This window comes from Sphingobacterium yanglingense, from assembly GCF_004363245.1.
Classification (GTDB): Bacteria; Bacteroidota; Bacteroidia; order Sphingobacteriales; family Sphingobacteriaceae; genus Sphingobacterium; species Sphingobacterium yanglingense.
The window spans coordinates 919,294-946,096 of the sequence record NZ_SNYV01000011.1 but is presented as its reverse complement, the minus strand read 5'-3'; the positions used below and the strand labels follow the sequence as shown (position 1 = coordinate 946,096).

General features: G+C 40.6%; 18 protein-coding genes and 1 tRNA gene. 5 read left to right on the top strand and 14 right to left on the bottom strand.

Features of this window, described 5'->3' with window-relative positions; translation table 11 throughout:
• Positions 1-24: 24 nt before the first annotated feature.
• Positions 25-2,190 (bottom strand): S46 family peptidase, encoded by a 2,166-nt coding sequence (locus CLV99_RS06325; protein WP_133583629.1) that lies wholly within the window; start codon positions 2,188-2,190, stop codon positions 25-27.
• 168 nt (positions 2,191-2,358) lie between these two features.
• Between CLV99_RS06325 and CLV99_RS06320 the strand changes: the two genes are divergently transcribed.
• Together CLV99_RS06320 and CLV99_RS06315 are read left to right on the top strand one after the other, a co-directional pair.
• The gene (locus tag CLV99_RS06320; protein WP_133583628.1) at positions 2,359-3,300 is read left to right on the top strand and encodes a hydrogen peroxide-inducible genes activator; all 942 of its coding nucleotides are present in this window, start codon (positions 2,359-2,361) and stop codon (positions 3,298-3,300) included.
• Positions 3,301-3,312: 12 nt separating this feature from the next.
• On the top strand, positions 3,313-5,103 hold the full coding sequence (locus tag CLV99_RS06315; protein ID WP_133583627.1) for a chloride channel protein: 1,791 nt from the start codon (positions 3,313-3,315) through the stop codon (positions 5,101-5,103).
• A 13-nt stretch (positions 5,104-5,116) separates the two neighbouring features.
• Here the strand turns inward: CLV99_RS06315 and CLV99_RS06310 are convergent, their stop codons facing one another.
• Complete coding sequence (locus CLV99_RS06310; RefSeq protein ID WP_133583626.1) at positions 5,117-5,707, bottom strand: riboflavin synthase; 591 nt, start codon at positions 5,705-5,707, stop codon at positions 5,117-5,119.
• Between the two features lie 566 nt (positions 5,708-6,273).
• Here CLV99_RS06310 and CLV99_RS06305 point away from each other — a divergent pair.
• A tRNA-Arg gene (locus CLV99_RS06305) sits at positions 6,274-6,348 on the top strand.
• 60 nt (positions 6,349-6,408) lie between these two features.
• Here the strand turns inward: CLV99_RS06305 and CLV99_RS06300 are convergent.
• The 4 genes from CLV99_RS06300 to xerD form a co-directional block, all read right to left on the bottom strand.
• Positions 6,409-7,035: a hypothetical protein gene (locus CLV99_RS06300; RefSeq protein ID WP_133583625.1), complete on the bottom strand. Its 627-nt coding sequence runs from the start codon at positions 7,033-7,035 to the stop codon at positions 6,409-6,411.
• Positions 7,036-7,047: 12 nt separating this feature from the next.
• Entirely contained in the window at positions 7,048-9,360 is a 2,313-nt protein-coding gene (locus CLV99_RS06295; protein ID WP_133583624.1) for a TonB-dependent receptor, read from the bottom strand.
• 117 nt (positions 9,361-9,477) lie between these two features.
• On the bottom strand, positions 9,478-9,801 hold the full coding sequence (locus tag CLV99_RS06290) for a hypothetical protein (RefSeq protein WP_133583623.1): 324 nt from the start codon (positions 9,799-9,801) through the stop codon (positions 9,478-9,480).
• Positions 9,802-9,864: 63 nt separating this feature from the next.
• Positions 9,865-10,758 (bottom strand): site-specific tyrosine recombinase XerD, encoded by an 894-nt coding sequence (xerD, locus tag CLV99_RS06285; protein ID WP_133583622.1) that lies wholly within the window; start codon positions 10,756-10,758, stop codon positions 9,865-9,867.
• A 93-nt stretch (positions 10,759-10,851) separates the two neighbouring features.
• On the opposite strand from xerD, the gene CLV99_RS06280 reads away from it, so the two are divergent.
• On the top strand, positions 10,852-13,719 hold the full coding sequence (locus CLV99_RS06280) for a M16 family metallopeptidase (RefSeq protein ID WP_133583621.1): 2,868 nt from the start codon (positions 10,852-10,854) through the stop codon (positions 13,717-13,719).
• Between the two features lie 128 nt (positions 13,720-13,847).
• Here the strand turns inward: CLV99_RS06280 and CLV99_RS06275 are convergent, their stop codons facing one another.
• Together CLV99_RS06275 and CLV99_RS06270 are read right to left on the bottom strand one after the other, a co-directional pair.
• Positions 13,848-15,026, bottom strand: coding sequence for an oxygenase MpaB family protein (locus CLV99_RS06275; RefSeq protein WP_133583620.1), 1,179 nt, complete (start codon positions 15,024-15,026; stop codon positions 13,848-13,850).
• A 1-nt stretch (position 15,027) separates the two neighbouring features.
• Positions 15,028-15,684: a YgjP-like metallopeptidase domain-containing protein gene (locus CLV99_RS06270; protein WP_133583619.1), complete on the bottom strand. Its 657-nt coding sequence runs from the start codon at positions 15,682-15,684 to the stop codon at positions 15,028-15,030.
• A gap of 229 nt (positions 15,685-15,913) precedes the next feature.
• On the opposite strand from CLV99_RS06270, the gene CLV99_RS06265 reads away from it, so the two are divergent.
• Entirely contained in the window at positions 15,914-17,917 is a 2,004-nt protein-coding gene (locus CLV99_RS06265; RefSeq protein WP_133583618.1) for a M13 family metallopeptidase, read from the top strand.
• 68 nt (positions 17,918-17,985) lie between these two features.
• Here the strand turns inward: CLV99_RS06265 and CLV99_RS06260 are convergent, their stop codons facing one another.
• The 6 genes from CLV99_RS06260 to mazG all read right to left on the bottom strand — a co-directional run bounded on the left by CLV99_RS06260 (position 17,986) and on the right by mazG (position 26,420).
• On the bottom strand, positions 17,986-18,279 hold the full coding sequence (locus tag CLV99_RS06260; protein WP_133583617.1) for a hypothetical protein: 294 nt from the start codon (positions 18,277-18,279) through the stop codon (positions 17,986-17,988).
• A gap of 116 nt (positions 18,280-18,395) precedes the next feature.
• A complete protein-coding gene (gene smc, locus CLV99_RS06255; RefSeq protein WP_133583616.1) occupies positions 18,396-21,938 on the bottom strand; it encodes a chromosome segregation protein SMC in 3,543 nt (1,180 codons plus the stop codon).
• Positions 21,939-22,044: 106 nt separating this feature from the next.
• Positions 22,045-23,634 (bottom strand): ABC-F family ATP-binding cassette domain-containing protein, encoded by a 1,590-nt coding sequence (locus CLV99_RS06250; RefSeq protein ID WP_133583615.1) that lies wholly within the window; start codon positions 23,632-23,634, stop codon positions 22,045-22,047.
• A 243-nt stretch (positions 23,635-23,877) separates the two neighbouring features.
• Positions 23,878-24,498, bottom strand: a complete 621-nt coding sequence (locus CLV99_RS06245; protein ID WP_133583614.1) for a deoxynucleoside kinase — start codon at positions 24,496-24,498, stop codon at positions 23,878-23,880.
• A gap of 52 nt (positions 24,499-24,550) precedes the next feature.
• Entirely contained in the window at positions 24,551-25,549 is a 999-nt protein-coding gene (gene trpS / locus CLV99_RS06240) for a tryptophan--tRNA ligase (RefSeq protein ID WP_133583613.1), read from the bottom strand.
• Between the two features lie 61 nt (positions 25,550-25,610).
• Positions 25,611-26,420, bottom strand: a complete 810-nt coding sequence (mazG, locus tag CLV99_RS06235; protein ID WP_133583612.1) for a nucleoside triphosphate pyrophosphohydrolase — start codon at positions 26,418-26,420, stop codon at positions 25,611-25,613.
• Between the last annotated feature and the right edge of the window lie 383 nt (positions 26,421-26,803).

Sequence of the window (26,803 nt, the reverse complement as noted above, 5' to 3'; positions counted from 1 at the left end):
GTAATAGATTCCCCATTATGCTAATTAAATTCCCATTTCTTTTAGGATAAACTGGGCATTATCTATTTTGTCAGCGACCCAAAGAACATAACGAATGTCTACACCTATCGATCTGCTGTAGCTTTCATTCCAAGCAAAGTCATTAATCGTAGCATCATACGAACGGTCAAAGTTTACACCAATAAGTTCGCCATAAGCATTCATAATAGGAGAACCTGAGTTTCCTCCCGTAGTGTCCATATTATAGAGGATATTGACCGGTACGTCATTTAAATCTCCTTTACTATAAGCACCAAAATTTTTGCTCAGCCAAGCTTGCTTAATAGCTTCAGGATATTGGAATTCCGTATCGCCAGAGTTGCCTTTTTCGATTAATCCTTTTACGGTTGTGAATGGCTTCATATAAGTGGCATCAGCAGGGCTATAGCCTTTTATATTTCCATAAGTCAACCGTAAAGTAGAGTTCGCATCCGGAATAAAGTTTTTAGACTGATACAGTTCTTTAACGGCTACATAATCGCCCATTAATCTATTCAATACTCCTTCACGACGCTTTTGTTCCTGGCGGAATGGCTCTATTTCCTTTTCAACTTTTTGCTGGAAAGTTAGTAATTCATCGTTGTAGGCCGCGAGGCTAGCTACACTTTTAAGAACATCATTGTATAGAAGTGCTTTGTCATTCACTTTCGATTGGGCAATTGCTTCTTGTATATATTTTGTAGCGCTGTCTTCGCTTCCGAAATTTTTGTTCACTACAGTTTGCACCTGGTTTTTACCTTTAAAAAGATAGGCTTGGGCAAATAGGTGTCCTGCTATGCGTTCGTCAGCTTGTTTATTATAGCTTTCGTATATGCCGTCTAGTTGTTGCTTAAAACGTGCTATATTTTGATCAAAAAACTGTTGTTTACTTGATGTACCTCCCTGTTTGTCTAGGATGCTTTTGAATTCATTGACCAAAGACGCAATTTGGAGCGAACGGATGCCTGTATATAGGTTGTTGAACCATAGTTCTCTTTCTGCATCACTGAATACCAACTTATAATGCTGGTCAATGTCAGCCATCAGCGTTGCATATTTCTTGCTTAACTCCGGTTTAGAGGCGATGAATTGGCCTAGTGCCAGGTCTTCTTGCTGCTTACTTTGGATAAGGTCGATATTACGCAAGCCTTTTAGTTTCCCCCTGTAGTTTTTCAATACATTGGCATTGCGTTTTATTCTTGTTGCCAGCGCTAGTTCAGTAGCTTTATCATTTTTCCCAGCTAGCAACATTTGTTGATTTTGGAAATCGTAGAGTTCCGACGTATAGGGTAGTAAAAACTGCTGTTGATATGCTATGTACTGCGCAGGACGGTGTCTGAATGTTCTTCCTGGATACCCCAATATGAAGACAAAATCATTCTCTTCAACCCCTTTTGGATTGACTTTCAGGTGTTTTTTAGGTTTGTAAGGAACATTCTTTTTCGAATATTTAGCAGCACTCCCGTCCGGAGCGACATATGCCCTTAAGAAGGAGAAATCTCCGGTATGCCTAGGCCATACCCAGTTGTCTGTCTCCCCTCCAAACTCTCCGATATCCTGACGGGGGATATAAACCAATCTTACATCTTCTATCGTACGGTAGCGGAAAAGCACATAACTCTTTCCTATGAACATTTCCGAAACTTCTGCTTTGATTGACGGATCTTCTTTCTCTGCCTGGCGTGCTATCTCTTCCCGTTTTCTGTTGATTATATTGATGCGCTCGATAGGATCATTGACCTGCGCTACCGCATTCAATATTTGTGCTGAGACATCGTCATAAGATTCTGTGATACGGATGGTAAGTCCCCGGGCTTCTATTTCCTGCTCTTGGGAATTCGCCACAAATCCATTTTCCAAATAATTGTGTAGTGGTGTTGACGCTAGTTGAACCGCACTGAACGCACAGTGATGGTTCGTAATAATCAGTCCATTGGGTGATATGAAAGAACCTGAGCAACCAGATACCTGGACCAAGGCATCCACCAGTCCTACCTGTCCTGGGTTATAAATGTCTTTTTCACTGATTTTTAACCCTGCTTTTTTTAGTCCAGCTCTGTTTAATTCACTCAAGGGAAACATTCCTTCGTCTGGTATAGACGCCGAAAAATTGAATGCCCCTAGTCCCAATAGGGCCGCTAATAAAATAGAGGGCTTAAAATTGTACTTCATATTAATCACTTTTTGATGGTATTGTATTCTATCTTATATTAAAAAGCCTTGCCAATAGACAGTTGTGCCTGTTGCTTTATAGATTCACATGAGCGCTTTTTCCAAAAGTACTAAATTCCTAACTTTATATACCTCATTTCTTATCTTTGTATAGTTAAAACTTATAAGATGACCCTAGTTCAATTGGAATATGTTATTGCGGTAGATACCTATCGGAGTTTCGTAGCCGCAGCCGAAAAGTGTTTTGTTACACAGCCGACTTTGAGTATGCAGATTCAGAAGTTGGAGGAGTCGTTGGGAGTCAAAATTTTTGACCGCAGTCGACAGCCTGTAATCCCTACGGAAGTAGGCAAGCGGATTATTAAGCAAGCCCGTGCTGTTCTTACAGAGAGCAAGAAGATTACAGAGATTCTACAGGAAGCTAAGGGCGAACTAGAAGGGGAGTTCAGGATAGGAGTGATACCTACAGTTGCTCCCTACCTTTTGCCAGGAGTAATTACATCATTTTTAAAAAAATATCCTAAAGTCCAATTGCAAGTCTGGGAATATACCACAGAGCGGATTATACAGGAACTCAAGGCTGGAACGCTCGATTGCGGTATATTATCAACCCCCTTGCTGGATAATACCATCTTGGAAATGCCTTTGTTTTATGAAACATTTGTGGCCTATGTATCCGAAAAGAGCACGCTTTTTGATAAGAAGATGCTAGGCTATGATGACTTGTCCCAAGAAAAACTATGGTTACTTAATGAAGGACATTGTATGCGGGGGCAGGTGCTCAATATTTGTAACTATAAGCATAATCAAGGTGCGAATGGCACTTTCGAGTACAATACAGGTAGCGTAGAGACGCTCAAGCGTATGGTAGAGATTAATGATGGATTGACGATTTTGCCCGAATTGAGTATCTTAGGGTATAATGAAGACCAATTGGGGCATGTGCGCTATTTTAAAGCTCCAGAGCCCGTACGTGAAATTAGTATAGTCACTACACATAACTACGTGAAGAAAATGGCTGTAAAGGTCTTAAAAGATGAAATATTAACAGTCGTTCCCGAACGCTTTAAATCAAATAAAAAGAAAGATATTATTGGTTTTAATATCTAAACAAAAAGTTATATGAGGAGTAGATTTCTGAAGAGATTGGATCGGATTAATAAGTGGCGGATGGAAAGACTTTCGAACCGAAACTTTTTAGTAATACTTGCTTTTTTGGTTGGGCTGATTGGTGGATTAGCTGCAGCGCTACTTAAAGGACTGACACATTTTATCGCATCTGCCTTACAGGATGATGTCGAGTGGCATATCAAGTATTCCGTTTATCTCATTTTTCCCCTGATAGGTATTTTGTTAAGCGTACTATATGTACGCAAGTTTTTGAAAGGCAAGACATTTGAACACGGGATTACACCTATTATCTATTCGATCTCGAGGCGGTCCAGCCGTATAGAAGTACACAATGTCTACTCACAGATCGTGACGAGTGCGATTACCGTAGGCTTTGGAGGTTCCTGTGGACTGGAAGCGCCGATTGCGTATAGCGGATCTGCCATAGGATCTAATATTGGTCGTTTCTTTGGACTGAGTTATAGAGAGGTTACCATGTTGTTGGCCTGTGGTGCTGCCGCCGGTATATCGGGAGCCTTTAATAGCCCAATAGCGGGAATGATTTTCGCTATTGAAATATTGCTTCCTGAGTTTTCCATTCCTGCTTTTATTCCCTTGTTGATTTCGTCTGCTCTGGCAGCAGTTGTCTCTCGACTTCTGTACAGTGAACCTCTTTTTCACACAGCCCTCACAGATTGGGAAGTAGGAGCGTTGTTCTTTTACTTTCTTTTGGCTATTTTGATAGGTCTGTTTACGGTTTATTTTTCTAAACTCAGCCAGCAAGTGAAAAGTTGGTTTTCAAAGATACAGAACCCTTACAATAAGGTATGGAGCAGTGGATTAGCATTAGGTTTATTGATTTTGGTCTTCCCTGCTTTATATGGAGAAGGTTATCTCACGATACAGCAGATCTTGGATGGACAATTTGACTCCATTGTTAAGAATAGTCTGTTCTCTGATTTCAAAGGACTGGGCTGGGTAGTGGTGTGTTATACCGTGCTGACTCTGTTTGCAAAATCTCTGGCTTCCCTGTTTACAATCAGTGGCGGTGGCAATGGAGGTGTTTTTGGCCCCAGTTTGGTGATGGGTGGGCTTTTAGGGTTTGCTTTTGCCTATGGTGTTAATTTAACTGGTGTCATCGAGCTGAATGTCCCCAACTTTGTGATGGCGGGCATGGCAGGAGCATTAAGCGGCATCATGCACGCCCCATTGACCGGAATATTTCTGATTGCCGAGATTACGGGGGGCTATGCGCTGATGGTTCCTTTGATGATTGTGGCATCCATCTCTTATTTGATTAATAGGGCTGTTATGAAGCACTCCATCTATACAAAAGTCCTTGCCGAATCGGGCGATTTGATTTCTTACGAAGACAAAGACCGGACCGTATTGAGTATGATGAAATTGCGTTATGTCATAGAGCAGAATTTTGTCTTGTTAAGGCCCGAAGAAACTCCGCTCGATAGAAAAGTTGATATCATCCATTCGAAGCGAAATATCTTCCCTATAGTCGACGACGAACGCAAGCTTTTAGGGATAATATACAGCGAACGGCTTTTTTCTATTCTATTAGGCGAGGAAGAAGGGGCTGGGCGTACATTTGCCTCGTTGGCCCAAAAGCCGATTGATATCATCCAGGAAAATGAAGATATGGAGCGCGTGATGCAGAAAATGAACAAAGATGATGTATGGATATTGCCTGTAGTGGATAGTCAAGATAGGTATCTTGGATTCATTTCTAAAGCGGCTGTATTTAATAAATATAGAGCGCTATTGATGAGGCAGGGGACATACCTCGAATAATGAATAATGGCTCTTAGTTTCTAAGAGCCATTATTTTTGAAATATATTTCCCTACGATGTCAAACTCCAGGTTGACTACCGTACCCACATGTACATGTTTTAGATTAGTGTGTTCTATCGTGTAGGGGATAATGGCTACAGAAAAACGGTCCTGTAGGGAGTTCACCACAGTCAGACTGATTCCATTTACCGCTATCGAGCCCTTTTCGACCGTGATATTACTAAATGAAGGATCGTACTGAAATGTGAACAGCCAACTGCCATCGTGATTCTCTTTTGAGATACATACCGCTGTCTGATCTACGTGTCCCTGTACAATATGACCATCAAACCTTCCGTTTGCCTGTGTGCAACGTTCGATATTGATGAGCTGTCCCTCCTGAAGACTACTTAAACTGGTTTTTTGAAGGGTCTCGTCGATAGCAGTAACTTTATGAATATCACCTTCTATACCTACTACAGTGAGGCATACACCATTGTGAGATACACTCTGGTCGATTTTCAATTGAGAAGATAAGTCCGAATGAATATAAATATGAAGATTTGTTTGTTCCCGTTCGATTTTTGTAACGGTTCCTAATGTTTCGATAATACCAGTGAACATAAGTGTTAAAAGATGTTTAAGCAAAATTAGGCAAATGTATACGTATAAACAACTGTTTTGGTCAAGGTATTCTTAGCTCTTTTGGGGAGGAGGGAAATAAGATAAAAAGCAATTTATTTTTATTTGTGTAAATAATACACTAACTTTAACTAATTCCTATAACGGAGCGGTGCGGTTGCATATATAGCTCTCGTTTGTTTTTCTTATTAGTAAATTATTTCCCTGACTATCAGTCTTTTAGCTTTTGCTGTGCTATTTTGATCCAAAAACGTTTGGATTGAATCAAAAATATATGTTACCTTCGCTTAGGTTTAGGTTGATTGCCTCGTCTAGAGGTTAAATTTTAAAGCCTGAGAAATCGCCTGATTCTCTCAGGCTTTTTCTTTTTCAAGTCCCCCAAAAACCATTTAAAATTGTATTCCCGCTCTTTATCCGTAATAAAAAATGTTTTGAAGTTTTGAAAATCGCAAAGTAAAATATTGTTTGTGAAGCTATTATAAAGTCTTTTCAGAATGATTGGTAAAAAAAGTTTTAGTTTCACATAAAAGTTATATTTTTGCGGAACGGTCTCCGTAGTTTAATGGATAGAATTTCAGATTCCGGTTCTGAAGATGTGGGTTCGACTCCCGCCGGGGACACCAACAAAAAAGAGCATTTGATACAATCAAATGCTCTTTTTTGTTATACTATATACTGCTGGACTAGTGCCCGTGCCCGTCTTCTGTAAAGTGAAGGTCGAATTTAAGATCTAGGTCATTTGCTCCGGTGAAGGAGGTGAAGTTCGTATTATTCCAATCTTTTTTCGGATCGATGGTTTCTTTAACTTTAGGGTTTAGGTGACGCATGATATAGCGTGTTGTAAACGTCGAAGATGCTTTCAATACGGTTATATATCCTTGTACACCTACTTTAACCTTTGTCCCATCATTTCTCTTGTCGCTGTATGTTACAAAGGCATGGTTTTCTGGGATATTTAGAATAAAGGCAAAGTGGTGATCATCTTTTTCTACGAAAGACTGTTGGGTCTCTCGCCCAGCAAAATCCTTGATCGTTACATTGAAACGGTACGATTTTCCTACTTCCAAATGGGTATGTGCACCTACCGGAGGTAACATTTGGCTACCAGTAAACTCTATTTTCTCCACTTCTGGATTTTCTATTTCGGTGTAGTGGTAGTGGTCACCATGCGCTTCACCTGCGACCTCTGTAAAGGTGATCGATGCCGACCCTACCTCTTCTTGATCGGTTTCTGGTGTAGGTTCATCTTTTTTACAAGCAGTAGTAAGGGCAAAAATGGAAATGAATAGTATTGTTATGTATTTTTTCATTAGAATAAATTGTTAAAATGTAAAATTGACTTTAAGAGACACGTTGCGTCCCAGTGCATGTGCATAGTATCTAAATCGATCCATATAGTCTTTGTAAGCCTCGTTAAAGACATTGTTGACAGCAAGTTGGAATTCTGCCGTTCGTTGGGATTTGAGTTTAATAGAAGACGCCAATACCGCGTCAAAGAGGTGGTATGCGGCAGGTGGTGCAGCAAAGTCCGAATTCGGTTCATACCGTGTTTGCTTGGCTTGGAAATGATGCTTAATCTTGATATAGCTTAGTACCTGGTTTGGGGCAAAGCGATAGGAGAGATGTTGCTGCAGTTTCCAGGCCGGTATATTAGGAAGGAACTCATCTTTCGTGATATTTTTGGCCTGAACAAGGGATATGTTTAGTCCGTATTGCCAGTTTTGGTTGATGTCTGTTAGGGTCGATAAGTCTGCGCCATAGAAAAATGCTCGATCCTGACGGTATTGAAATAGCGGAAAGGTGCCACGGATAGTCTGGCGTGTAGAGTCAGGGACAGGCTGGCTATAGATATAGTTTTCTATCACCTGCGCAAATAGGTCGACGTTTGCTTTGATAAAACCCTTGTCCATGGAGAGGGAATTTATCCATTTCAGACCTTTCTCACTCTTCAGATTTTTATTCCCAACCTCATAGGTACCTGTACCATGATGTATTCCATCACTGTATAGCTCATTGGCAGAAGGCGCACGCCAGGCCAAACCTAGATTGCTTTTCCAGGTGAATACAGCGTTGACACGTTGGCTGATTCCAGCTACCCCCGAAATGTTGTGAAAATGCTTCCTGTCCGTCATTAGGTACTGTGGAATTAAGCCATCCTCGGTTATTTTAGAATAGTCATATTGGTAACCTGCCGCATCAAAGAACTTGTAGTCGTAGCGTACTCCTGTCTCTAACAGATAGCTTTTAAACGGTACTTTAACACTGACGAAGGCACCAAGACCATGATTGTCAAAGTTTGGAATGATAGGAGTTGAGCCCGTTCCAGGTACGTTGTTGTTTACCTGTAGGCTTCCTGAGATTCCAGCCATAAAAAACGGACGGCTGTATACCAGCTCCAATTGTTGGGTACTCAGGAGGATGTCAGCCATAGGAACATCATTTTCAGCAACACGGCGCAGATCAAACTCTTTTCTATGATTACGCTGTATACTGTATTGAGCTTCGATCTGACTGTTTTCGTCAAGCTGGTACAGGTATTCTAGTTTCGCCAATTGATGGGTGACACGCTGCTTTGGTGCTCCGATTTTATAAGAAAAACTGTATTCTTCAAAAGGTCTTCCATGTTCTATTCTAGCCAGTATGTCCTCTTTTGAACCAATATGAGCCCCTTGGAATACACCTAAAGTATTTCCGAAATGGCTTAAATACATTTTGAATGTGTTTTTACCGGTTTTATAGGACGCGAAAAGATTACCATGAAGTTCCTCATTGCCTGTGTTCCCAAGATAATAGTCAGCCGATTTCAGATTCCCTTGTTTACCGGTTGTTATTCCTGCGCGGTAGGAAAACTGTCCTACAGTTCCTTCCAGTTTGTCGTTGAGGAGTAGTCCTCGTCCATTGCTATTGAATAGAATAGCATGGCTACTTTGGGCTTTCCGGTCGGTAACGATAGCAGATGGACTTATTTTGATTACCCCTCCGAGCGCATCCGGGCCAAAACGCACCGCGTCCGAGCTTTTTATCACCGTAATCTCTTCTGCCGAAAACGGGTCTACTTCTGGGGCATGATCCGTTCCCCATTGCTGGCTTTCATGTCTTACCCCGTGGTTTATAAGTAATAGTCTGTTGCCATATAATCCATTTATAACAGGCTTGCCATTATTTGCGCCCGTTTTTAGCGTATTGACTCCGGCAATTTCACTAAGTACACCCGCGAGATTTTTACCTTGGCTTTCCTGTCTTTGCTCTTTACTAAGTGTAATCGACGTACGGGGGGCGGAGATCTGTGTATTTGCTGTCACAGTAACTGTTTCCAGCTGTTGCACATCCTTTTTCAGCACAATTGTTATCGCCGTATCCTGACTCATTCTTATATTGGCTTCCTTTTTTTCATAGCCACTATGGTCTATATAGAGTGAAGATGCCCCTTTACATAGCTGTTGAAATACATATTTACCTGGACTCGCTTCCTTCGGACGTGTATTATTGTTCAAATACAGCTGCGCGCTGCCAATTGGCTGATGGTTTTCAGCGTCAATTAGCTGAACCTTCAGCGTTAAATTGCAGTTTTGACCGTAGGCAAATATAGATGTATATAATGCCCACTGAGCGATTAGAACGATAATCGTCTTCATGAATAGTGTCGTTAGTAAATCTTTAATTAAGCATGTACCTTTTCAATGGCAGAGCAAAATTGCATTGTCCACTGAACAGGGAATCGAACTCTACAACATAGCTGTAGCTATATTAATTTAGATATACACAGGAGGATCTTTGTTCGTATATAGACGAGGCTTAAGTGTTACTATAGTGGTATCGAGTGATACATTGTAAGTCGAAAAACTAATAGTGGGTATGTACTCTATTTGTAAGGCATCGGTAGCAGCCAATGAATTTGGCAGGTAGATGTAATAACAGATTGCACAGTCATCATGCCCTGTAGATTCATCTGTATGGTGGCAAGAGTCATTGTCTTGTCCATGGCAATCATCATGTTTGTGTCGCAGCAAGCTTCCCGAAACCCACAAATGGGTTATGGCGAATAGGAGGGCGACTGTTTTAATGAAGATATGCATTGCATGCAAAGATATCTCTATTGCAGCAATGTTGCAAATTTAAATACACTTTGTTGCGTTAACCTATGATCTCGGGTGGAACTGTGTAATTACAGATTGAAGATATTCTTTGTCTATATGGGTGTAAATCTCTGTTGTAGTGATACTTTCATGGCCAAGCATGTCCTGGACCGCCCGTAGGTCAGCTCCTCCTTCTACGAGATGAGAAGCGAAGCTATGTCTGAATGTATGGGGGCTGATTTGTTTATTCAATCCGATTTTAGTGGCGAGCTCTTTGATTATGATAAAAATCATGACCCTAGAGAGGGCGGCACCGCGACGATTGAGAAATACAAAGTCCTCATGGCCTGCCTTTATTTTTTGTTGGTTACGTATTTCCTGGAGGTATATTTTTAGGTACTTAATAGCCTGGCTGCCGATAGGAACTAGGCGTTCTTTGTTGCCTTTACCTTCTATTTTAATAAAATCGATGTCAAGAAAAAGATTCGATATCTTTAAGTTGATCAGCTCAGAGACACGAAGGCCACAGCCATATAAGACCTCCAATATAGCTTTATTCCGGGCACCTTCAGGATTGGATAGATCGATCGCACTTATTAGAGCGTCGATTTCCTCAATATGTAAGACATCTGGGATTTTTCTTTCCAGACGTGGTGTCTCTATAAGCTCAATAGGGTTGGGGTCTAGTTCATGCTCTAACTGGAGATAGTTAAAGTATGCTTTAAGTCCTGATATCAATCTGGCCTGGGTAAAAGTTGATATGGAAAAAGTACTCATCCATACTAAGAAATCCTGTATATGTCGTGGGGACAAATCCTTAATTTCCAGATTCAGATCCTCACAATATATTTTGAGTTTTTGTACGTCATTGAGATAGGCCGAAATTGAATTTTGAGAAAGATTCCGCTCAAATTCTAAGTACCTTTTAAAATCTTTAGATGTAGTATTCCAGTCCATATACAAAATTAAATATTGTAATTTTATTATTGCTTAATATGTTTAGTAATTTTTTAATGGTATTTTGCAAAAAAAATTAAACGTGCTAAATTAATGAGATTTTTAAAACCTTTAGCAGTAGCATTTTTATTACCTGCTACTTTCGCATCTGTTGATGCGTCCCCAGTACACGCTTCGACGTTAGCGCACGAGGCAAAAACAATTTTAGCACAAGATACTTTAAAATGGCAAGATAAATTGCCTTTTGATAATAACGTTACTGTAGGTCAGCTGAAAAACGGATTTAAGTATTATATCCTCAAGAACGCAGAGCCTGAGAAGCGGGTTACAATGTATCTTGGCGTCAAAGTTGGATCAATCTTAGAAACAGAGGAAGAACGTGGTTTGGCTCACTTTTTAGAGCACATGAACTTCAATGGATTGAAGCACTTCCCAAAGAATGATTTAGTTAATTATTTACAGAAAGCAGGTGTACGCTTTGGATCTGATTTAAATGCCTATACAAGTTTTGAGGAAACGGTTTATCAATTGCCAATTCCTTCCGATGATCCGGAATTATTAAAGAACGGGTTGCAGGTAATGCGCGACTGGGCGCAGGACGCTTTGTTGGGTACGGATGAGATCAATAAGGAACGTGGTATCATCATGGAGGAGATGCGTGGTGGTAGAGGTGCTTCGCAACGTATGCAGGACCAATTTTTGCCTGTATTGCTGAATGGTTCTTTGTATTCTCAACGCCTACCTATCGGTACCGAAAATGTCGTAATGAATTTCGATCCTAAGCTGATACGCGACTTTCATGCGAGATGGTATAGACCCGATCTACAATCTATTATTATTGTAGGGGATATCGACGCTAAGGCGATGGAGCAAGAGGTAATCCGACTTTTTTCGGATATGAAAACACCGAAGAATCCAGTCAAACGTACAGCGCATTCCGTACCATTGCTAAACAAGAATCAGTTTCTAATTGTAACTGACCCAGAAATGCCTTCTACTGTAGGTCAGATTATCATCAAACATCCAGAGGAAAAAGTTAGTACAGTAGGCGACTACAGGACTTCTTTGATGAAGAGTCTATTCAATAGTATGATTAGTTCCCGTCTTAGAGAAATCAGTCAACAGCCTAATCCGCCGTTCCTACAAGCAGGTATAAGTATCAGCTCGCTATTCGGAGGACTAGACAACCTATCGATATCTTTTGCTGCTAAGCCAGGGATGTTTGAAGAAGGACTAAAGGCCACGATGCGGGAGCTTGATCGTTTTCAAAAATTTGGCTTTACAGAGTCTGAGTTTCAACGGACGATGACCGCATTCGTAAAGAGTAATGAGACATCTTATAAAGAACGTGATAAAAAGAAATCAGATGCTTATGTAAGCACCTATTTACAGCACTTCCTTAATGATGAGCCCGCATTGAGCAATGAAGATCGTTATCAGATCACTAAGCAATTGTTGCCGACTTTGACTTTAAAAGAAGTCGAAGCTATCGGAAGACGCTTTTACGTGGACAACAATAGAGATATCGTTATTATGGGGCCTGAGAAAGACAAAGCTACTCTTCCTCAGGAATCACAGGTTAACGCTTGGTTGAACGAAGTGGATCAAGAGCAGTTAACGGCTTACGAAGATAAAGTCTCCGAATTGCCACTTTTGGCCAAACAGCCTGTGAAAGGAACTATTAAGTCAACAAAAGATATCGCAGCAATCCAGACCAAGGAGCTTATCCTTAGTAATGGGGTGAAGGTATTGTTGAAGCCTACTACTTTTAAAAATGATCAGATTTTGATTTCTGCATTTAGTCCAGGAGGTACCTCTTTATATAGTGATGCAGAATATCTTACAGCCTCAAATGCTGCAGCATTTGTTAATGGTTCCGGGGTAGGACAGTTGAACTCTATAGAGTTGCGGAAATATCTGACTGGAAAGAATGCAAACATCTCTCCTTATCTATCTGAGCGTTCAGAAGGATTTTCAGGTTCCTCAGACAAGGAAGGGTTAAAGACTGCTTTCGAAATGATCTATGGTTATTTTACAGCACCAAGATTGGATGATGATATTTTCCAAAGCGGAATAGCACGCACTTTATCATCAATGGAGAATAGAGAGGATGATCCAGGTTTTGTTTTTTCCGATGTTAAAACCAAAACATTGTATAAGGACAATGTGCGTAGAACCATTCCTACAGCAGATCAAATTAAAGGGATAAATCAAAAACGTGCGCTAGAAATCTTTAAAGAACGTTTTGCGGATGCTTCTGATTTTACTTTTACTATAGTTGGTTCTTTTACGGAGGAAGAGATTAAGCCTTACTTAGAAAATTACCTTGCAGCATTGCCAAATCTTGGAAGAAAAGAACAGGCTAAGGATTTAGGTATCGTCGAGCCAGCCAAAGGAGTAGAGAAGATCGTCCGAAAAGGTAAAGAAGCTAAGGCTCAGGTGCAGATGACTTATTACGGAGACTACAATTACTCTGAGAAAGAGAATTTAGATTTTGATGCATTAGAGAGTGTATTATCCATCAAGTTATTGGAACGTTTACGTGAAGATGAAAGCGGTGTTTACGGTACAGGAGCGAGTGCTTCTTCAAGTAAATATCCAAGAGGACGTTACAGCTTTAGCATTGGATTCGGCACAAGCGTTGATAAATATGAATCGCTGATTGCTTCAGCAATTGACGAAGTCAATAAGATAAAAGCGGATGGCCCGAGTCAGATTGATCTCGATAAATTTGTAATTGAGCAAAAACGCCAGTTGGAATTACAATTGCGTGAGAATGGATTTTGGTTAGGACAGATTTCTGGAGCCTACCAGCTTAATGAAGACCCAACCTATGTACTTCGGTATATGGATGAGTTGAATAAAGTGTCTATTCAGTCTGTCAAAGAAGTCGCGAACAAATACTTAAAATCAGATCGCCTATTCAAGTTTATTTTATTGCCTGAAGCCCAATCTAAATAAGCATTAATAGCATAAAGTAAAGAGGTGCAAATATAGGTTTGCACCTCTTTTTTTAGAGGTATGTTTTAGAGTTTATCCAGAATAGTAACCTCTGTTGGTGATCCGCCAGTTAGTGGATCATAAGAGGTTTATCGATTATATTTTTGATAGATCTGACGGACATTTTCCTGTTCATTTCCGCCATCCAGTATCGCTTTTTGCCTGTTCGCTTCATTTCCTATTTTCATTTCTTGCTTTTTGGTCCGCCATACATTGATAATACCAAACCGACCAATAGTCGTTGATGGTAGGCCTAATAGCCGGCACGAATACTCCCCTAGGAGGTAGTGGTTATAGAACAAGTGTATCTCCCGCATCATCTTCCGCATTAGTGGGTTTGTTGGATAGTGGGCCATTACAGGTTCTTCCTTTAGTGCAGAGGCCAGTAATTGCGTGTCTGCATCTCCCTCTCGTTGGGTCATGGTCCAATAGTACAGCGCTTCGATGGCCTCTTCTTCATTATCCGGCAATAATTCTAAGGGGATACCGAGTAGGTATCCAATGTATTTCCAAAAATGGAAAACACCTTCTTTCTCTTCGGGAGAGACCTGTATGCCCATGCGGTGAAGACCGACCATAAATACCAGGGAGAAGCCTAGATTTGTTGCGAGCATATCCCAGCTATTGATAGGTACTCCCCATTTTTCGGTATCCCAATCGGATTTCTGCAGGATGTGTACCCGGGAGTAGGCATGTATCATCCGGGTGAGAAATACCTGCTTAAGCCCCTCGCTTCCTTTTTCTAAGCCGTTTTCTTTTGTGATCTGTACCCAGAACTCTACGGTATCCACCAAGCGCTTTACAGCCCCTTTTTTTAGCGCACCTGTATATATTAGAGGTTTATTGATTGCTGCGGATTCATAGCCCCCCATGAGGCAGTAATCGCGAAGGACGATGAGTGAGGTCAGTCCTGGTCTTCGGCACAGCTCGCTTCCTTTTTGTATTTTATTCCAGTCCAACCAATCTGGATTTAAATCGATATCCTTAAAAAAATTATTCCAGACCGTCGATTCATCCGAAGCCAAAGGCTGCTCGTCAATATAGTTGAACAAGGATTTGTTTGCTGCTAGAATACCTATTTTAGCATACAGGTCCTGTATAATCTCATCCGCCTTATTATCCCATTGATAGAGCAAGGGAATAAATTGATTAGCTTGATCTATATCCGGTGTGCGCCCCTGCTTATTCAATAACTCCTTACCTAAGCCCTCCGTCCAATAATAGGCAAATGATGATGTGTTGAGCTTAAAACGATAAGGGATATTCATATTATCTATTTACGTGCTGTGTTAGTTCATAAAGGAATACCTTTTGATGATGCTTCCAATCTTTTATGTATTGATTAGCCAGTTGTTCCCGTATTGATTCTTCCATTTGTATATAGTCAAAAACTGCAACAGCACATAGGTAGGCTAGAAACTCTCTTGATCTGTAAATAAGATTTTTATCAAAGGTCAAACGACTACTGTTACTACAAACCGTATGGAAATTTGTTTTTAATTTACGGATATTAATATTGTCGATTAATACCCCTAATTTTTCTTCCCAGAAACCTATTTGCTGTTTTAATTCCTGCATTAAAATCTGTTCAAGGAGACTATTCTGTGCAGCTTTGCTCTTCGGATTAAGGTTTGTGTAGAGGGATTTTCCAGCGATATAGGGCGTTAATAATTCTTTTTGGATTATTAGCGTAAATGTAGTGTCGAACATCGCTATCGTTGCCGCCGCTTCCAATTTAGAAGGCTGCTCTGATTTTATTGATTTTTGGAATGACGTACTTTTGAGATAGGTAATCAATTCTCCCTCTGATAGCTGTGCGGCTACAGCGAGTTGTACAGTGCCATCTTTTTGACCAATAACGGTAACTTTTTTTTCGGAGTCCCTTATACTGATGTAATAGGTTTTACCTTCAATTTCTATGTACATATTTAAAATAGTTACCTAATAATCTACTGATGATTTATTATGTTTGCATAGATATAAACCCATCACGGGTATACCTTATACAAATGTAACGAACAGAATCCGGTATTATTCGGATACTTGCAAACACTTTCGTTGGTCGGTATAATTTCTGTATATCTGTGATAGTTAAATAGGGAGTGTTATTCTGATTCACTGGGGTACGCTCTTAATAAGATAAATTAAATACATAATGAACAAGCTAATTGTACTTACAGCGGTTTTAGCGAGTGCTACTACGACATTTGCGCAGCAGCATCAAGCTATAGACCTATCTCTGATGGACAAGAATGTCAGACCTCAGGATGATTTTTACAACTATGTCAATGGGAATTGGATGAAATCGGTCGAGATCCCATCTGACAAAGCCCGTTGGGGATCATTTGACGAATTGCGCGAAAATACAGATGTAGCTGTATTGAATATTTTAAAAGGCTCGTTGAATTCACACTTTGAAAAAGGAAGTGATGGACAGAAAATCGCAGATCTTTACAAGTCTTTTATAGACTTTGATACGCGTAATAAGCAAGGGTTACAACCCATTCAAGAGCAACTTAAGCGAATCGATGAGATCAAAGATCTAAAAGACTTAACAGCTTATTTCTCGACGTATGGTAAAGAAGGTGGAAATCCTTTTTATGGGGGCTATGTAAGCGCTCATATGAAGAATTCTAGTGCCAATGCCGTTTATTTAGGAGGAGGTGGGTTAGGTCTTGGCCGTTCCTATTATCAAAAGGTAGATGAAAAGAATACACAGACGCTAGGGGATTATTCTAACTATATTTCGGCTTTATATGCCAAGACAGGACAGCTTACGCGCGATTTGAAGGGACCAAAAATTGTAGCTTTTGAGAAATCCATTGCTTCTTATTTGAAAACCATCGAGGAGTCTCGCGATGCTCAAAAGCGTTACAACCCTGTTGCGGTCAAAGATTTAGGGAAGATGGTAAAGAATGTTGATGTAGCAGACTATTTGGCCAAGATGGGATTTAAAGCCGATACGGTTATCATTGGCGAATTGAACTACTTTCAAAATCTAGATAAAATAGTTAACCAGAAAAATGTTCCCATCATTAAAGAGTATCTGAAGTTTCATGTTATGAATGATGCTACCGGTTATTTGACGCAAGAACTTGATGAGTTGGCATTCGATTTCTTCGGCCGTAAATTGAAAGGGCAGAAAGAGCAACGGACTTTGGATAAAAGAGGTTTAGAATTTGTGAACGAAACTGTTGGAGAACTGTTAGGTAAGCTTTACGTAAAGGAACACTTCCCAGAGGATGCAAAGGCAGCCTGCGAAGAGCTTGTTAGCTACTTGATCAAATCGTTTGAAGTACATATCAATAATCTAGCTTGGATGTCTCCGGTTACAAAGGAAAAAGCTTTAGAAAAGTTAGCCAAATTCAATGTCAAGATCGGTTATCCAGACAAATGGAAAGACTATTCTAAATTGAGTGTTGGAAGCTCACTTCCTGACAATATTCGGAATATTCACATTTGGGCTTTTGAGCAGAACTTAGCGAAGCAAGGTAAACCGGTTGATAAAACGGAATGGGGTATGAGCCCACAGACAGTGAATGCGTATTATAGCCCATTGTATAATGAAATCGTATTCCCTGCAGCTATTCTTCAACGGCCATTCTACGATTATAAAGCTGACGCTGCTGTTAATTTTGGTGGTATAGGTGCGGTTATAGGCCACGAATTATCTCATGGCTTTGACGATTCAGGTTCTCAATATGACGGTAATGGTAACTTAAACAACTGGTGGACTGCAGACGATAAGGCCAAATTTGATGCTGCAGCAAATGCATTGGTAGCTCAGTTTGAGTCTTATGAGCCTGTACCGGGAGTATTTGTCAATGGTAGATTTACACTGGGTGAGAATATTGGAGATTTGGGAGGTTCATCTGTAGCTTTTGATGCCATGAAAATGTATCTTAAGGATAAAGGCAATCCGGGTAAAATCGACGGCTTCACACCAGAGCAACGCTTTTTCTTATCTTGGGCTACGATCTGGCGTACCAAGACAACGGATGAATTTGTAGTCAATCAAGTAAAAACCGATCCTCATTCTCCAGCGCAGTATCGTGCATTTGGACCAATCATTAACTTGGATGGTTTTCACGACGCTTGGGGTACCAAAGCAGGAGACAAAATGTATGTTCCTAAAGACAAACGTATTGTTATCTGGTAAGTTCTATTTTCCTAACTAAGGAAGTAATAAGGAGGGCGATTTCTACTATGAAAATCGCCCTCTTTGCGTTATTTAAGCTTGTTTATGGCATCTTGCTCTTTAAGCTTGTCCACATTGTTTTTATCTCCGAACTCTTCTGTTTTTTGCTGGAAATCCTCTAGGATTTCACGGATAGCATCAGCGTTTTGCGCTGTCCGCTGATAGATGTCCGGCACTTTGGATTCGATCATTTTGTCTCCAAGTTCGATGTTGTCGACTTCGATTTTTCCGATTTTCTCCAACACGGCTTGTTGACTATTGCGTAAATCTTCCAGCTCCCGTGTTATTTTTTCCATCAACTCGAATTTCTTTAATTTATCCATAGCTTGTATCTATTGTTATAGGAATAGAACGTATGGAACTTTGAAAAGTTTGCAAAAAAAATCCCGACAGCCTTAGGAAGGCGCCGGGACATATGTTTTATCCGATTGGAGCAGAACTACGCTACGTCTCTTAGGTCGACAGGTACTACGCGGGATATCCCTTGTTCTACCATCGTGACACCGTAGATAATGTCGGTACTTGCTATTGTACGTTTATTGTGGGAAACCACGATAAACTGGGATTGATTGGAGAACTCGCGTATGATTTTGTTGAACTTGTCGATATTCGTGTCATCCAATGGGGCATCTACCTCATCGAAGATACAGAATGGTGCAGGCTTCAAGAGGTATAGGGAGAATAGTAAGGCCGTAGAAGTTAGCGTTTTCTCTCCACCTGATAGTTGATTGATTGATAGTGGGCGTTTTCCTTTTGGACGGGCCACAATATCAATGTCTGATTCCAACGGGTTCTTAGGGTCACTAAGAATAAGGTCACAACTATCTTCTTCGTTGAATAATGAGCGGAATACACGGATAAAGTTTTCGCGTACCGAAGTAAAGGCATTCATAAACTTATCATTGGCACTATCATCTATTTCCTGAATAGTAGATAGCAAAGAGTCTTTAGCTGCTACCAAGTCATTCTTTTCTTTCGTAATGAAATTAAAGCGTTCTGTAATCTCATCATAAGCCTCTTTAGCCATAGGGTTTATACTTCCGTATTCGTCCAGCTGTTTTTTCAAACGAGTACATAGGGAGCCGAGCTCCTCATGTGATTGTTCAATCTCTGGCATTTCCCCTTCAAGGAGCTCTTTGATATCAATATTAAACTCTACAGAAAGACGTTCCTTAAGGCTGTTAAGGTCAATCTGGAGGGTCGTCTTTTTGTCCTTTATCTCCGTAATTAAGAAATCATATTGATCCTTGGCTTTACGTAGGTTACTTACTTCCTCTTCAAGGTCATTAAGGTGCTTACGGAAAGAGTAGAAGACTTCTTCCATTTCATGTAAAGCCTTTTCCAAGGATTCTTTTTGTTCGTAAAGCCCCTTCAAATCATCATCATTACTGTCTGTAAAGGTCAGCGCATCTTTCATGTCTACCTTTATTTGCTCTTGCTCGGCCGTATTCTTATTGATACGTTCTTCCAACGCTTCCTTTTGACTTTCCCGATATTCCAGGTCTTTTTGAACGCCCGACAACTTATTCTGCTGTTGGTGCAGACGAATGTTTTCCTGGTTGTATTCCGCCGATCGTTCGGTTAGGAAATCATTTAAATCATTGAATGCAGCCTGTAAGTCTAAGCCTTGCTTTTGGCGTTCTTCACTTTCGACTTTCAATATCTTCAATTCAGGCTCGGCTTTGTTGAGATCCTCCGCGATTTGTGCCAGACGGGATTCTATGTCAGCCTTTCTATTCTGCGAATTAGCTAAGAATGCTTGATATTGTTCTTGCTTTGTCTTTACAGAGGTCCACTCATTTTGTAGGCGTGCCAACTGAATACGGAGCTCATCGATTACTTCTTTCTGCGACTGTCGCTTTAAAGACGCGATGAGTTCGATTTGCTCTTCCTCGACCTCTAGTAACTCGGCTATGTGCGCATTGAGTGTTTTGATTTCTTTCGCTAGGTTTTCGAGGTTTTTTGCACGACCGATACGCTTACCTTCAAAAAGACCAACCGAACCACCGCTTAAGCCTAATTTATGTTTATTAAATTTACCTTCATGATGTAAGATAACGGCATCTGCAGTTGGTAATGCTGTCTCTATAGACTTAGGATCGTCCGCATGGAGGAGATAGACATTCTTCAGTAATTCTAGACAAAGCTTTTCATACTTCTTATCTACTTTAATAACTTCCATTGCAGACACCATGCCACTCGGCACTGTAGCGGTCGCTTGCTCGAGAGGTTGCAACACTGCATCCAGAACAAAAAAGTTGGCCCGTCCGCGCGCGGCATCGCTCAAAAGATTAATCGCTTGTATCGCATCTTGTTGCGTGTCGACTACATAGTGGTTCATTACCGATTCTAGGTAGTTTTCAATCGCAACCCGGTATTCTTCCTGACAGAAAAGGATATCCGAAAATAGGGGGTAAGACTTACTCCATCCCGCATTTTTACGCAAGAACTTGATCGACTCCGGGAAACCTTCGAGATTATCCACCAGCGACTTTGTAAGGTTATACTCATTTTGCTTGGCATCTACCAGACGAGACTCTTTGCTGAGCTCGTCTTTTGCTTGTGCAAGCTTCGTTTCCGCAACCTGGATTTTACCGTTGAGTTCGTTTTCAAGCTCTAAGGCCTGCTCGTACAACCCCTGTTGCGCGTCTACCTTTGATTGTAGATCATCAACAGCTAGGTTAAATTGATTTAACTCCTCTGCTTTGCTACTCGCATCCGTGATATTACGCAAGGATTCTTGTTCAAGCGATTCCTTTTGAATATTAAAGACGGCAATATCTTTTTCGACCTTATAGATCTTATTTTGCAGTTCATTGTTTTCAGCAGCAAAACGGTCTAGCTTACTTTTTGCGGTTTGTTGTTGACCTCTTAGTTCTTCAACCTCCGTTTTATTCTTCTGTATCGCATCCTGATAAACATCTAACTTGGCCTGCTCTTCATAAATCTCCTCATGTAGTCTTTTTAAGGTAGAATCGACATGGCTGAGTTGCTGTTTGTCCAGATTTTGTTCCGTTTGGATTCGTGCGTCCCGCTCTTGTAAGTGATGGAGACGCTCGTTCTTTATTTTTTTCTCCGATTCGTATATCCGGATTTTGTTTTGAAATTCGTGAGTCGTTTTTTGTTGGGTAGAGAGACTTTTCTCCTTTACTAATATTTCTTCACGACCTGTACGAAGTTCCTTCTCCTTACTGTCAATCTGCTCGAGGGTAGTCTGTAGGGATTGTGTTAGCTCCTTTTCCTTTTCACCTAGTGTGCTTAGGTCTGAGCTAAAGCTATCCAAGCGATAGTACGCTAATCCGACACTTGCCTTTTTGTATTCCTCTTTCAGTAAAAAGTATTTATCCGCCTTTTTCGCTTGTGTTTCTAAGGTCTTTAGATTCTTCGTGATTTCATATAGCAAGTCATCGACACGGGATAGATCCGCCTCGGTTTCCTTGAGCTTGTTCAGTGTTTGTTTCTTCCGGACTTTGTACTTGGATATCCCAGAAGCCTCTTCGAATAGGTTTCTCCTAGAGTTATCTTTATTGGCGATAATTTCGTCAATCATTTTCAACTCAATAATAGAGTAGGTGTCTGCACCGATACCTGTATCCAGAAATAAATCTGTAATATCCTTGAGCCGGCATTTTACATCATTGAGTCTGTATTCACTTTCTCCTGTTCTGTACAGTTTGCGCGTGATCGTCACCGTGGTGAATTCGGTCGGCAACACACTCTTATTATTGTTAAAAGTCAATGATACCTCAGCTAGATTGGCTGGCTTTCGCGTCTTCGTTCCGTTGAAGATGATATTCTCCATCTTTTCCGAACGCAAGGTCTTTGTACTCTGTTCACCCAATACCCAACGGATAGCATCTACCACATTGGATTTTCCGCAACCATTCGGACCGACGATAGCCGTAACTCCCTCGTTAAAATTTATTGTGATTTTATCACCAAAACTTTTAAAACCTTTGATTTCAAGCTTAGTTAGCTCCATTCACCTTGTAGTATTAGTTCGTACGAAAATAAACAATTAAAGACAGAATTTAAATCTAGGTTTTGCACATTTTTATAGATTTCCACATCCCCGAATTTCTAGCTTTTTAGAGCTTTATAAAGTCCTTAATACCAATTTCTTCCAGAAAAGTAGCATCATGTGATACGACAATCAAAGTGCCTTCATATGAATTGATTGCATGCGTCAATATGCGCACATTTTGAAGATCCAGGTTATTCGTAGGTTCGTCCAAAATAATCAGATCCGGCGCGTTTGGAGAGACCGTGAGACAACAGAGTGTAAGGCGTAGCCGTTCACCTCCGCTCAACACACTAACGGATTTATTCCAGTCGTCCGGTTGGAATAGAAACCGCTTTAGACGGGTGTTGATCTCCGCAGGTTGGAGGCCTGAATCATTAAAGAGCTGTGCTTGTTCGAATAGTGTTAATTTGTTGTCCAACAGGGCATATTCTTGATCTACATAAACGGCATGTTCAAAAGCGGAGAAGCATTTTCCCTCTTGTGGTGTCGTCTGTTTCAAGATTATTTTCAAGAGTGTGGTCTTACCACTGCCATTGTCTCCCTGTATGGCGATACGTTGACCTCCTCGTATAAGTATACTAATGGGAGTGGGCCACAGTGGAGTTCCGTCATTCTTTATGACCTGTATGTCTTTTGCTTCGAACTGCGTCTTGCCCTCATGGACACGCATATTTTGAAAGTCAAATTTCATTTTATCCAAGTCCGGGACAGAAGAACGCAATGTCGTGAGGTCTTTGTTCAGATCGGTAATTTTTGATTGATGCACCGCTTTAAGCTTCGAAGTACTATTTTCCGCTTTATTTTTGAGGGTATTCATCATGATGCGTGCCACGCCTTCTTTCTCCTGCTTTCGTTGACCTCTTGAATCCTGCCGGTTTTGACGCTCGGCGGTTTCTCGTTCCTTAAGCTTTGCTTTGCGTATTTCCTTTTCTTTGGCGCCAATGTCGTCAACCAATGCACTTAATTGTAGATTCTTCTGTTCAAGGAAAAACTCATAGTTGCCTCCATAGCGGTTTATGCCATGCGGTGTCATTTCAAAGGTGATGTCCAAAAGGTCGAGCAACTGTCGGTCGTGGCTCACGATAAGCATTGTTTTGTTGCTCTGTGCGATATAGCTGTACAATTTTTCCCGGCTTGATGCATCCAGGTGGTTGGATGGCTCGTCAAGAAGCACAAGCTGTGGATCGTGAATAGCGATACCGGCGAGGAATACTTTGGTTTTCTGCCCGCCACTCAGCTTCTCGATAGAAGCTCTTAAAGCAATATCTTCTAATCCCCAAGCGTTAAGTGCTTGCTGACAGCGCTCTTCAATAGACCAATCATCATCCAGCGTTAGGTAATCACTTTCATCAATACTGCCTTTGAGGATATTGTCCAGTGCAGTGAGTTTGGCCTCTACGCCTAAAGCTTGTGCTACGGTGAGATGGTTGTATTGTCCAAATACCTGAGGTACAAAGTATACGCTTCCATTGGCCTGTATATGCCCATGTGATGGGGAGATATCTCCACTGATCAGGTGTAATAAAGTAGATTTTCCGACTCCATTATTTCCCACTAACGCTACTTTCTCTTGAGCAGCCAAGTGAAAACCAATATTTTCAAATGCAATAGATTTGTTCGGAAATGTATAGGATACATTTTGTAAAATAAGCATGATTTCTTCTTTTGTATTGTAATAGAATAACCGATCCCCTGATGGGGTAGTTGTGGTTTAAAAAAGAGAAGAAATCAATTTTACATATAATGCGTTTTTGTTTGTTAGATAGGCAAAGGTAAAAAAACTTTTTTAATGTCAATGTATTAGAAAAAATCTTGATGGCCTTTGAAGTATACACTTTCAGAAAAAAGGCTTTATTTACAAAAAATATAAATAAAGCCTTTTTTTCTGGGAATATAGTTATTTTTTAAATAGACCGTAAAGTTCAGCTTCGATTTTTTGGATTATAGTTCCAAGATCTTCGGGGTTGTTCGCAAAATCCAAGTTGTCTTTGTCTAAAACCAATAATTTTCCCTCAGTATAGTTATTGATCCATTTTTCATACTTATCGTTCAGCTTCGATAGGTAGTCCAAACGGATACCTGATTCATAGTCCCGGCCTCTGGTCTGTATATTATTGACCAATGTCGGCACCGAAGCTTTTAGATAAATCAAAAGATCCGGCGGTTTGATATAATCTATGATACTCTGGAATATATTGCTGTAGTTTTCAAAGTCACGTGCACTCATCAATCCCATGTCATAGAGGTTCTCCGCAAAAATATAGGCATCTTCGTAGATTGTCCGATCTTGGATCATATTCATGCTTTTACTTTGGAGCTCAACAATATGACGGAAGCGGCTGTTTAAAAAGAAAATCTGCAAATTGAAAGCCCACCTTTTCATATCACTATAAAAGTCTTCGAGGTAGGGGTTGTCATCTACTGTTTCAAACTGAGGCTCAAAATTGAGGTGTTGAGCCAGTAGTTTAGTCAATGTCGTCTTTCCAGCTCCAATATTTCCAACGATTGCAATGTGCATAGCTTAAATAAAAGTTAAAAAGTAAAGATTACGAGTTCTAGTCGTAATTTAACTAAAATAGTTTTTTGATGCCAATTATTTCCCTTACTTCACGTAATGTTTTTTGGGCGCTTGCTGAAGCTTTTTCAGCACCCATGCGAAGCACTTTTTGGATATAATCCTCATCATTAGAGATTTCCTCTATACGTGAGCGTACAGGTTCTGTGGCGATGACCATATCCTCGGCCAGTTGCTTTTTGAAATCCCCATACCGTATCTCACATTTATTATATAAGTCATCAAAATGAGCAAGTGTATCGTCCGTAGAGACCACTTTCATAAGATCGAAGAGGTTTTGTACCGACTCCGGTTTTTCCTGATTAGGCGTTGTTGGTCCAGAGTCAGACACAGCACGCATGATTTTTTTACGGATTACTTCCGGTGTATCGGATAGGTAGATACAATCTGCGTCTCCATTTGATTTGCCCATCTTGCCCTGTCCGCTCAATCCCGGTACTTTCACCAATTTGTTAGAATACGAGAATGCAAAGGCTTCCTTGAAATAATCTACCTTATAAAGGTGGTTAAAACGATTGCCGAATGTGCGCGTCATTTCTAGGTGTTGCTCTTGATCTTTACCTACAGGTACCTTAGTCCCATGGTGAAGTAAAATATCACAAGCCATTAACACCGGGTAGGTTAATAAACCTGCATTCACATTATCTGGGCTTGAACGTACCTTGTCTTTGAACGAAGTAGATCGCTCTAACTCGCCCAGATAAGCGTTCATATTCATGTAGAGATAAAGCTCAGCTACCTCAGGTACATCTGACTGAACGTAGATCGTTGATTTTTCGGGGTCAATGCCGGCTGCTAAATATTCAATTACGACATTACGAACTGTAGACTGTAAGTCTTGTGGGTTCGGGTGGGTAGTTAAAGAATGTAAATCGGCTATAAAAAAGAAGCAATTGTATTCATCTTGCATTTTGACAAAATTACTCAATGCTCCGTAATAGTTTCCTAAATGTAATTTTCCGGTACTTCTGATACCGCTAACGACAGTTTCCATATGTGGCGAAATTACGGAATAATTCCTTTATTTTATTTTTAGTTTTCGATATTATGACCGTTTAGAGACCTAGTGTCTTTGCTTCGTTCCAGTAGATATCCATCTCCGCGAGGTTCATTTCGCTGAGTTTTTGTTCGTTCTCGGACGCACGCTGTTCTAAATGGTTAAATCTCCGGATGAATTTTTTGTTTGTTTTTTCCAATGCATTCTCCGGATTGATCCCCATATGCCGGGCATAATTGATTAAGGAGAATAGTAGATCACCGAATTCCTGTTCTGCTTTTTCCAGATCTACGGCATCGCTGTGCTCAATATCAAACTCTTGCTTGAATTCCTGGAGCTCTTCTTCTACTTTTTTCCAGACTTCAGTCTTATCATCCCAATCAAAGCCTACTCCACGTACTTTGTCCTGTATGCGATATGCTTTTACCAGGGCAGGCAGTGTTTTTGGGACCCCCGCCAGAACTGAACGGTTGCCTTCATTTAATTTTATCTGCTCCCAGTTCGCTTTGACATCTTCATCATTGTCTACTGTTGTATCAGCATAGATGTGTGGATGACGGTGGATTAATTTGTCACAGACACTATTGAGCACTTCGGTAATATCAAATGCATTCTGTTCTTCAGCGATCTTCGCATAGAAAACTAAGTGCATCATGAGATCGCCCAATTCTTTCTTTACTTCATTGAGATCTTGATCCAGAATCGCATCTGCCAGTTCGTACATTTCTTCGATGGTCAGGTGGCGTAGGCTTTCCATCGTCTGTTTTCTGTCCCAGGGACAATCTATCCGCAGGGTATTCATCACAGTCAAAAGTCGGGAGAATGCTTCCGATGGGTTGCTCGCAGTTGTAGGGATGGGATGTGCCATGATGTTTTCTTTTTTTGTTGCCCAAAGTTAATATTTAATATTTGCCGCATGAAACGTTTTAGTCGAACTACTGTGTTGTGCCGAAATCGATAAGCACAATAGAGTAGGGGGTGGATTGCTCTAAAGGTGATTTTTGACGAAAATGAATGTTCGCTGTAGGAATGTTTGTTTCTTTTGGGGTTAGTTTTGTGCGCTACCTCTGCGTTGTCAAACTCACTTAGGCAACTTTTCGAAGTTGCCTAAGCCATTTCGAAAAGTTGTCTAAGTCTTTTTAAAAAACTCTTCGGTCATTTTTTAAAAATATGTAAGGTTTTTTTGGTTGCGAAAAAGTGGGGATTGCTCTATTTTGATTTTAAGCTGTTCTAACGCATTTATTTTTTTTG

Excerpts from the sequence above, each read along its gene's own strand:
- CLV99_RS06325 (WP_133583629.1), bottom strand. The coding sequence starts at position 2,190 with ATGAAGTACAATTTTAAGCCCTCTATTTTATTAGCGGCCCTATTGGGA.
- CLV99_RS06320 (WP_133583628.1), top strand. The coding sequence starts at position 2,359 with ATGACCCTAGTTCAATTGGAATATGTTATTGCGGTAGATACCTATCGG.
- CLV99_RS06315 (WP_133583627.1), top strand. The coding sequence starts at position 3,313 with ATGAGGAGTAGATTTCTGAAGAGATTGGATCGGATTAATAAGTGGCGG.
- CLV99_RS06310 (WP_133583626.1), bottom strand. The coding sequence starts at position 5,707 with ATGTTCACTGGTATTATCGAAACATTAGGAACCGTTACAAAAATCGAA.
- CLV99_RS06300 (WP_133583625.1), bottom strand. The coding sequence starts at position 7,035 with ATGAAAAAATACATAACAATACTATTCATTTCCATTTTTGCCCTTACT.
- CLV99_RS06295 (WP_133583624.1), bottom strand. The coding sequence starts at position 9,360 with ATGAAGACGATTATCGTTCTAATCGCTCAGTGGGCATTATATACATCT.
- CLV99_RS06290 (WP_133583623.1), bottom strand. The coding sequence starts at position 9,801 with ATGCATATCTTCATTAAAACAGTCGCCCTCCTATTCGCCATAACCCAT.
- xerD (WP_133583622.1), bottom strand. The coding sequence starts at position 10,758 with ATGGACTGGAATACTACATCTAAAGATTTTAAAAGGTACTTAGAATTT.
- CLV99_RS06280 (WP_133583621.1), top strand. The coding sequence starts at position 10,852 with ATGAGATTTTTAAAACCTTTAGCAGTAGCATTTTTATTACCTGCTACT.
- CLV99_RS06275 (WP_133583620.1), bottom strand. The coding sequence starts at position 15,026 with ATGAATATCCCTTATCGTTTTAAGCTCAACACATCATCATTTGCCTAT.
- CLV99_RS06270 (WP_133583619.1), bottom strand. The coding sequence starts at position 15,684 with ATGTACATAGAAATTGAAGGTAAAACCTATTACATCAGTATAAGGGAC.
- CLV99_RS06265 (WP_133583618.1), top strand. The coding sequence starts at position 15,914 with ATGAACAAGCTAATTGTACTTACAGCGGTTTTAGCGAGTGCTACTACG.
- CLV99_RS06260 (WP_133583617.1), bottom strand. The coding sequence starts at position 18,279 with ATGGATAAATTAAAGAAATTCGAGTTGATGGAAAAAATAACACGGGAG.
- smc (WP_133583616.1), bottom strand. The coding sequence starts at position 21,938 with ATGGAGCTAACTAAGCTTGAAATCAAAGGTTTTAAAAGTTTTGGTGAT.
- CLV99_RS06250 (WP_133583615.1), bottom strand. The coding sequence starts at position 23,634 with ATGCTTATTTTACAAAATGTATCCTATACATTTCCGAACAAATCTATT.
- CLV99_RS06245 (WP_133583614.1), bottom strand. The coding sequence starts at position 24,498 with ATGCACATTGCAATCGTTGGAAATATTGGAGCTGGAAAGACGACATTG.
- trpS (WP_133583613.1), bottom strand. The coding sequence starts at position 25,549 with ATGGAAACTGTCGTTAGCGGTATCAGAAGTACCGGAAAATTACATTTA.
- mazG (WP_133583612.1), bottom strand. The coding sequence starts at position 26,420 with ATGGCACATCCCATCCCTACAACTGCGAGCAACCCATCGGAAGCATTC.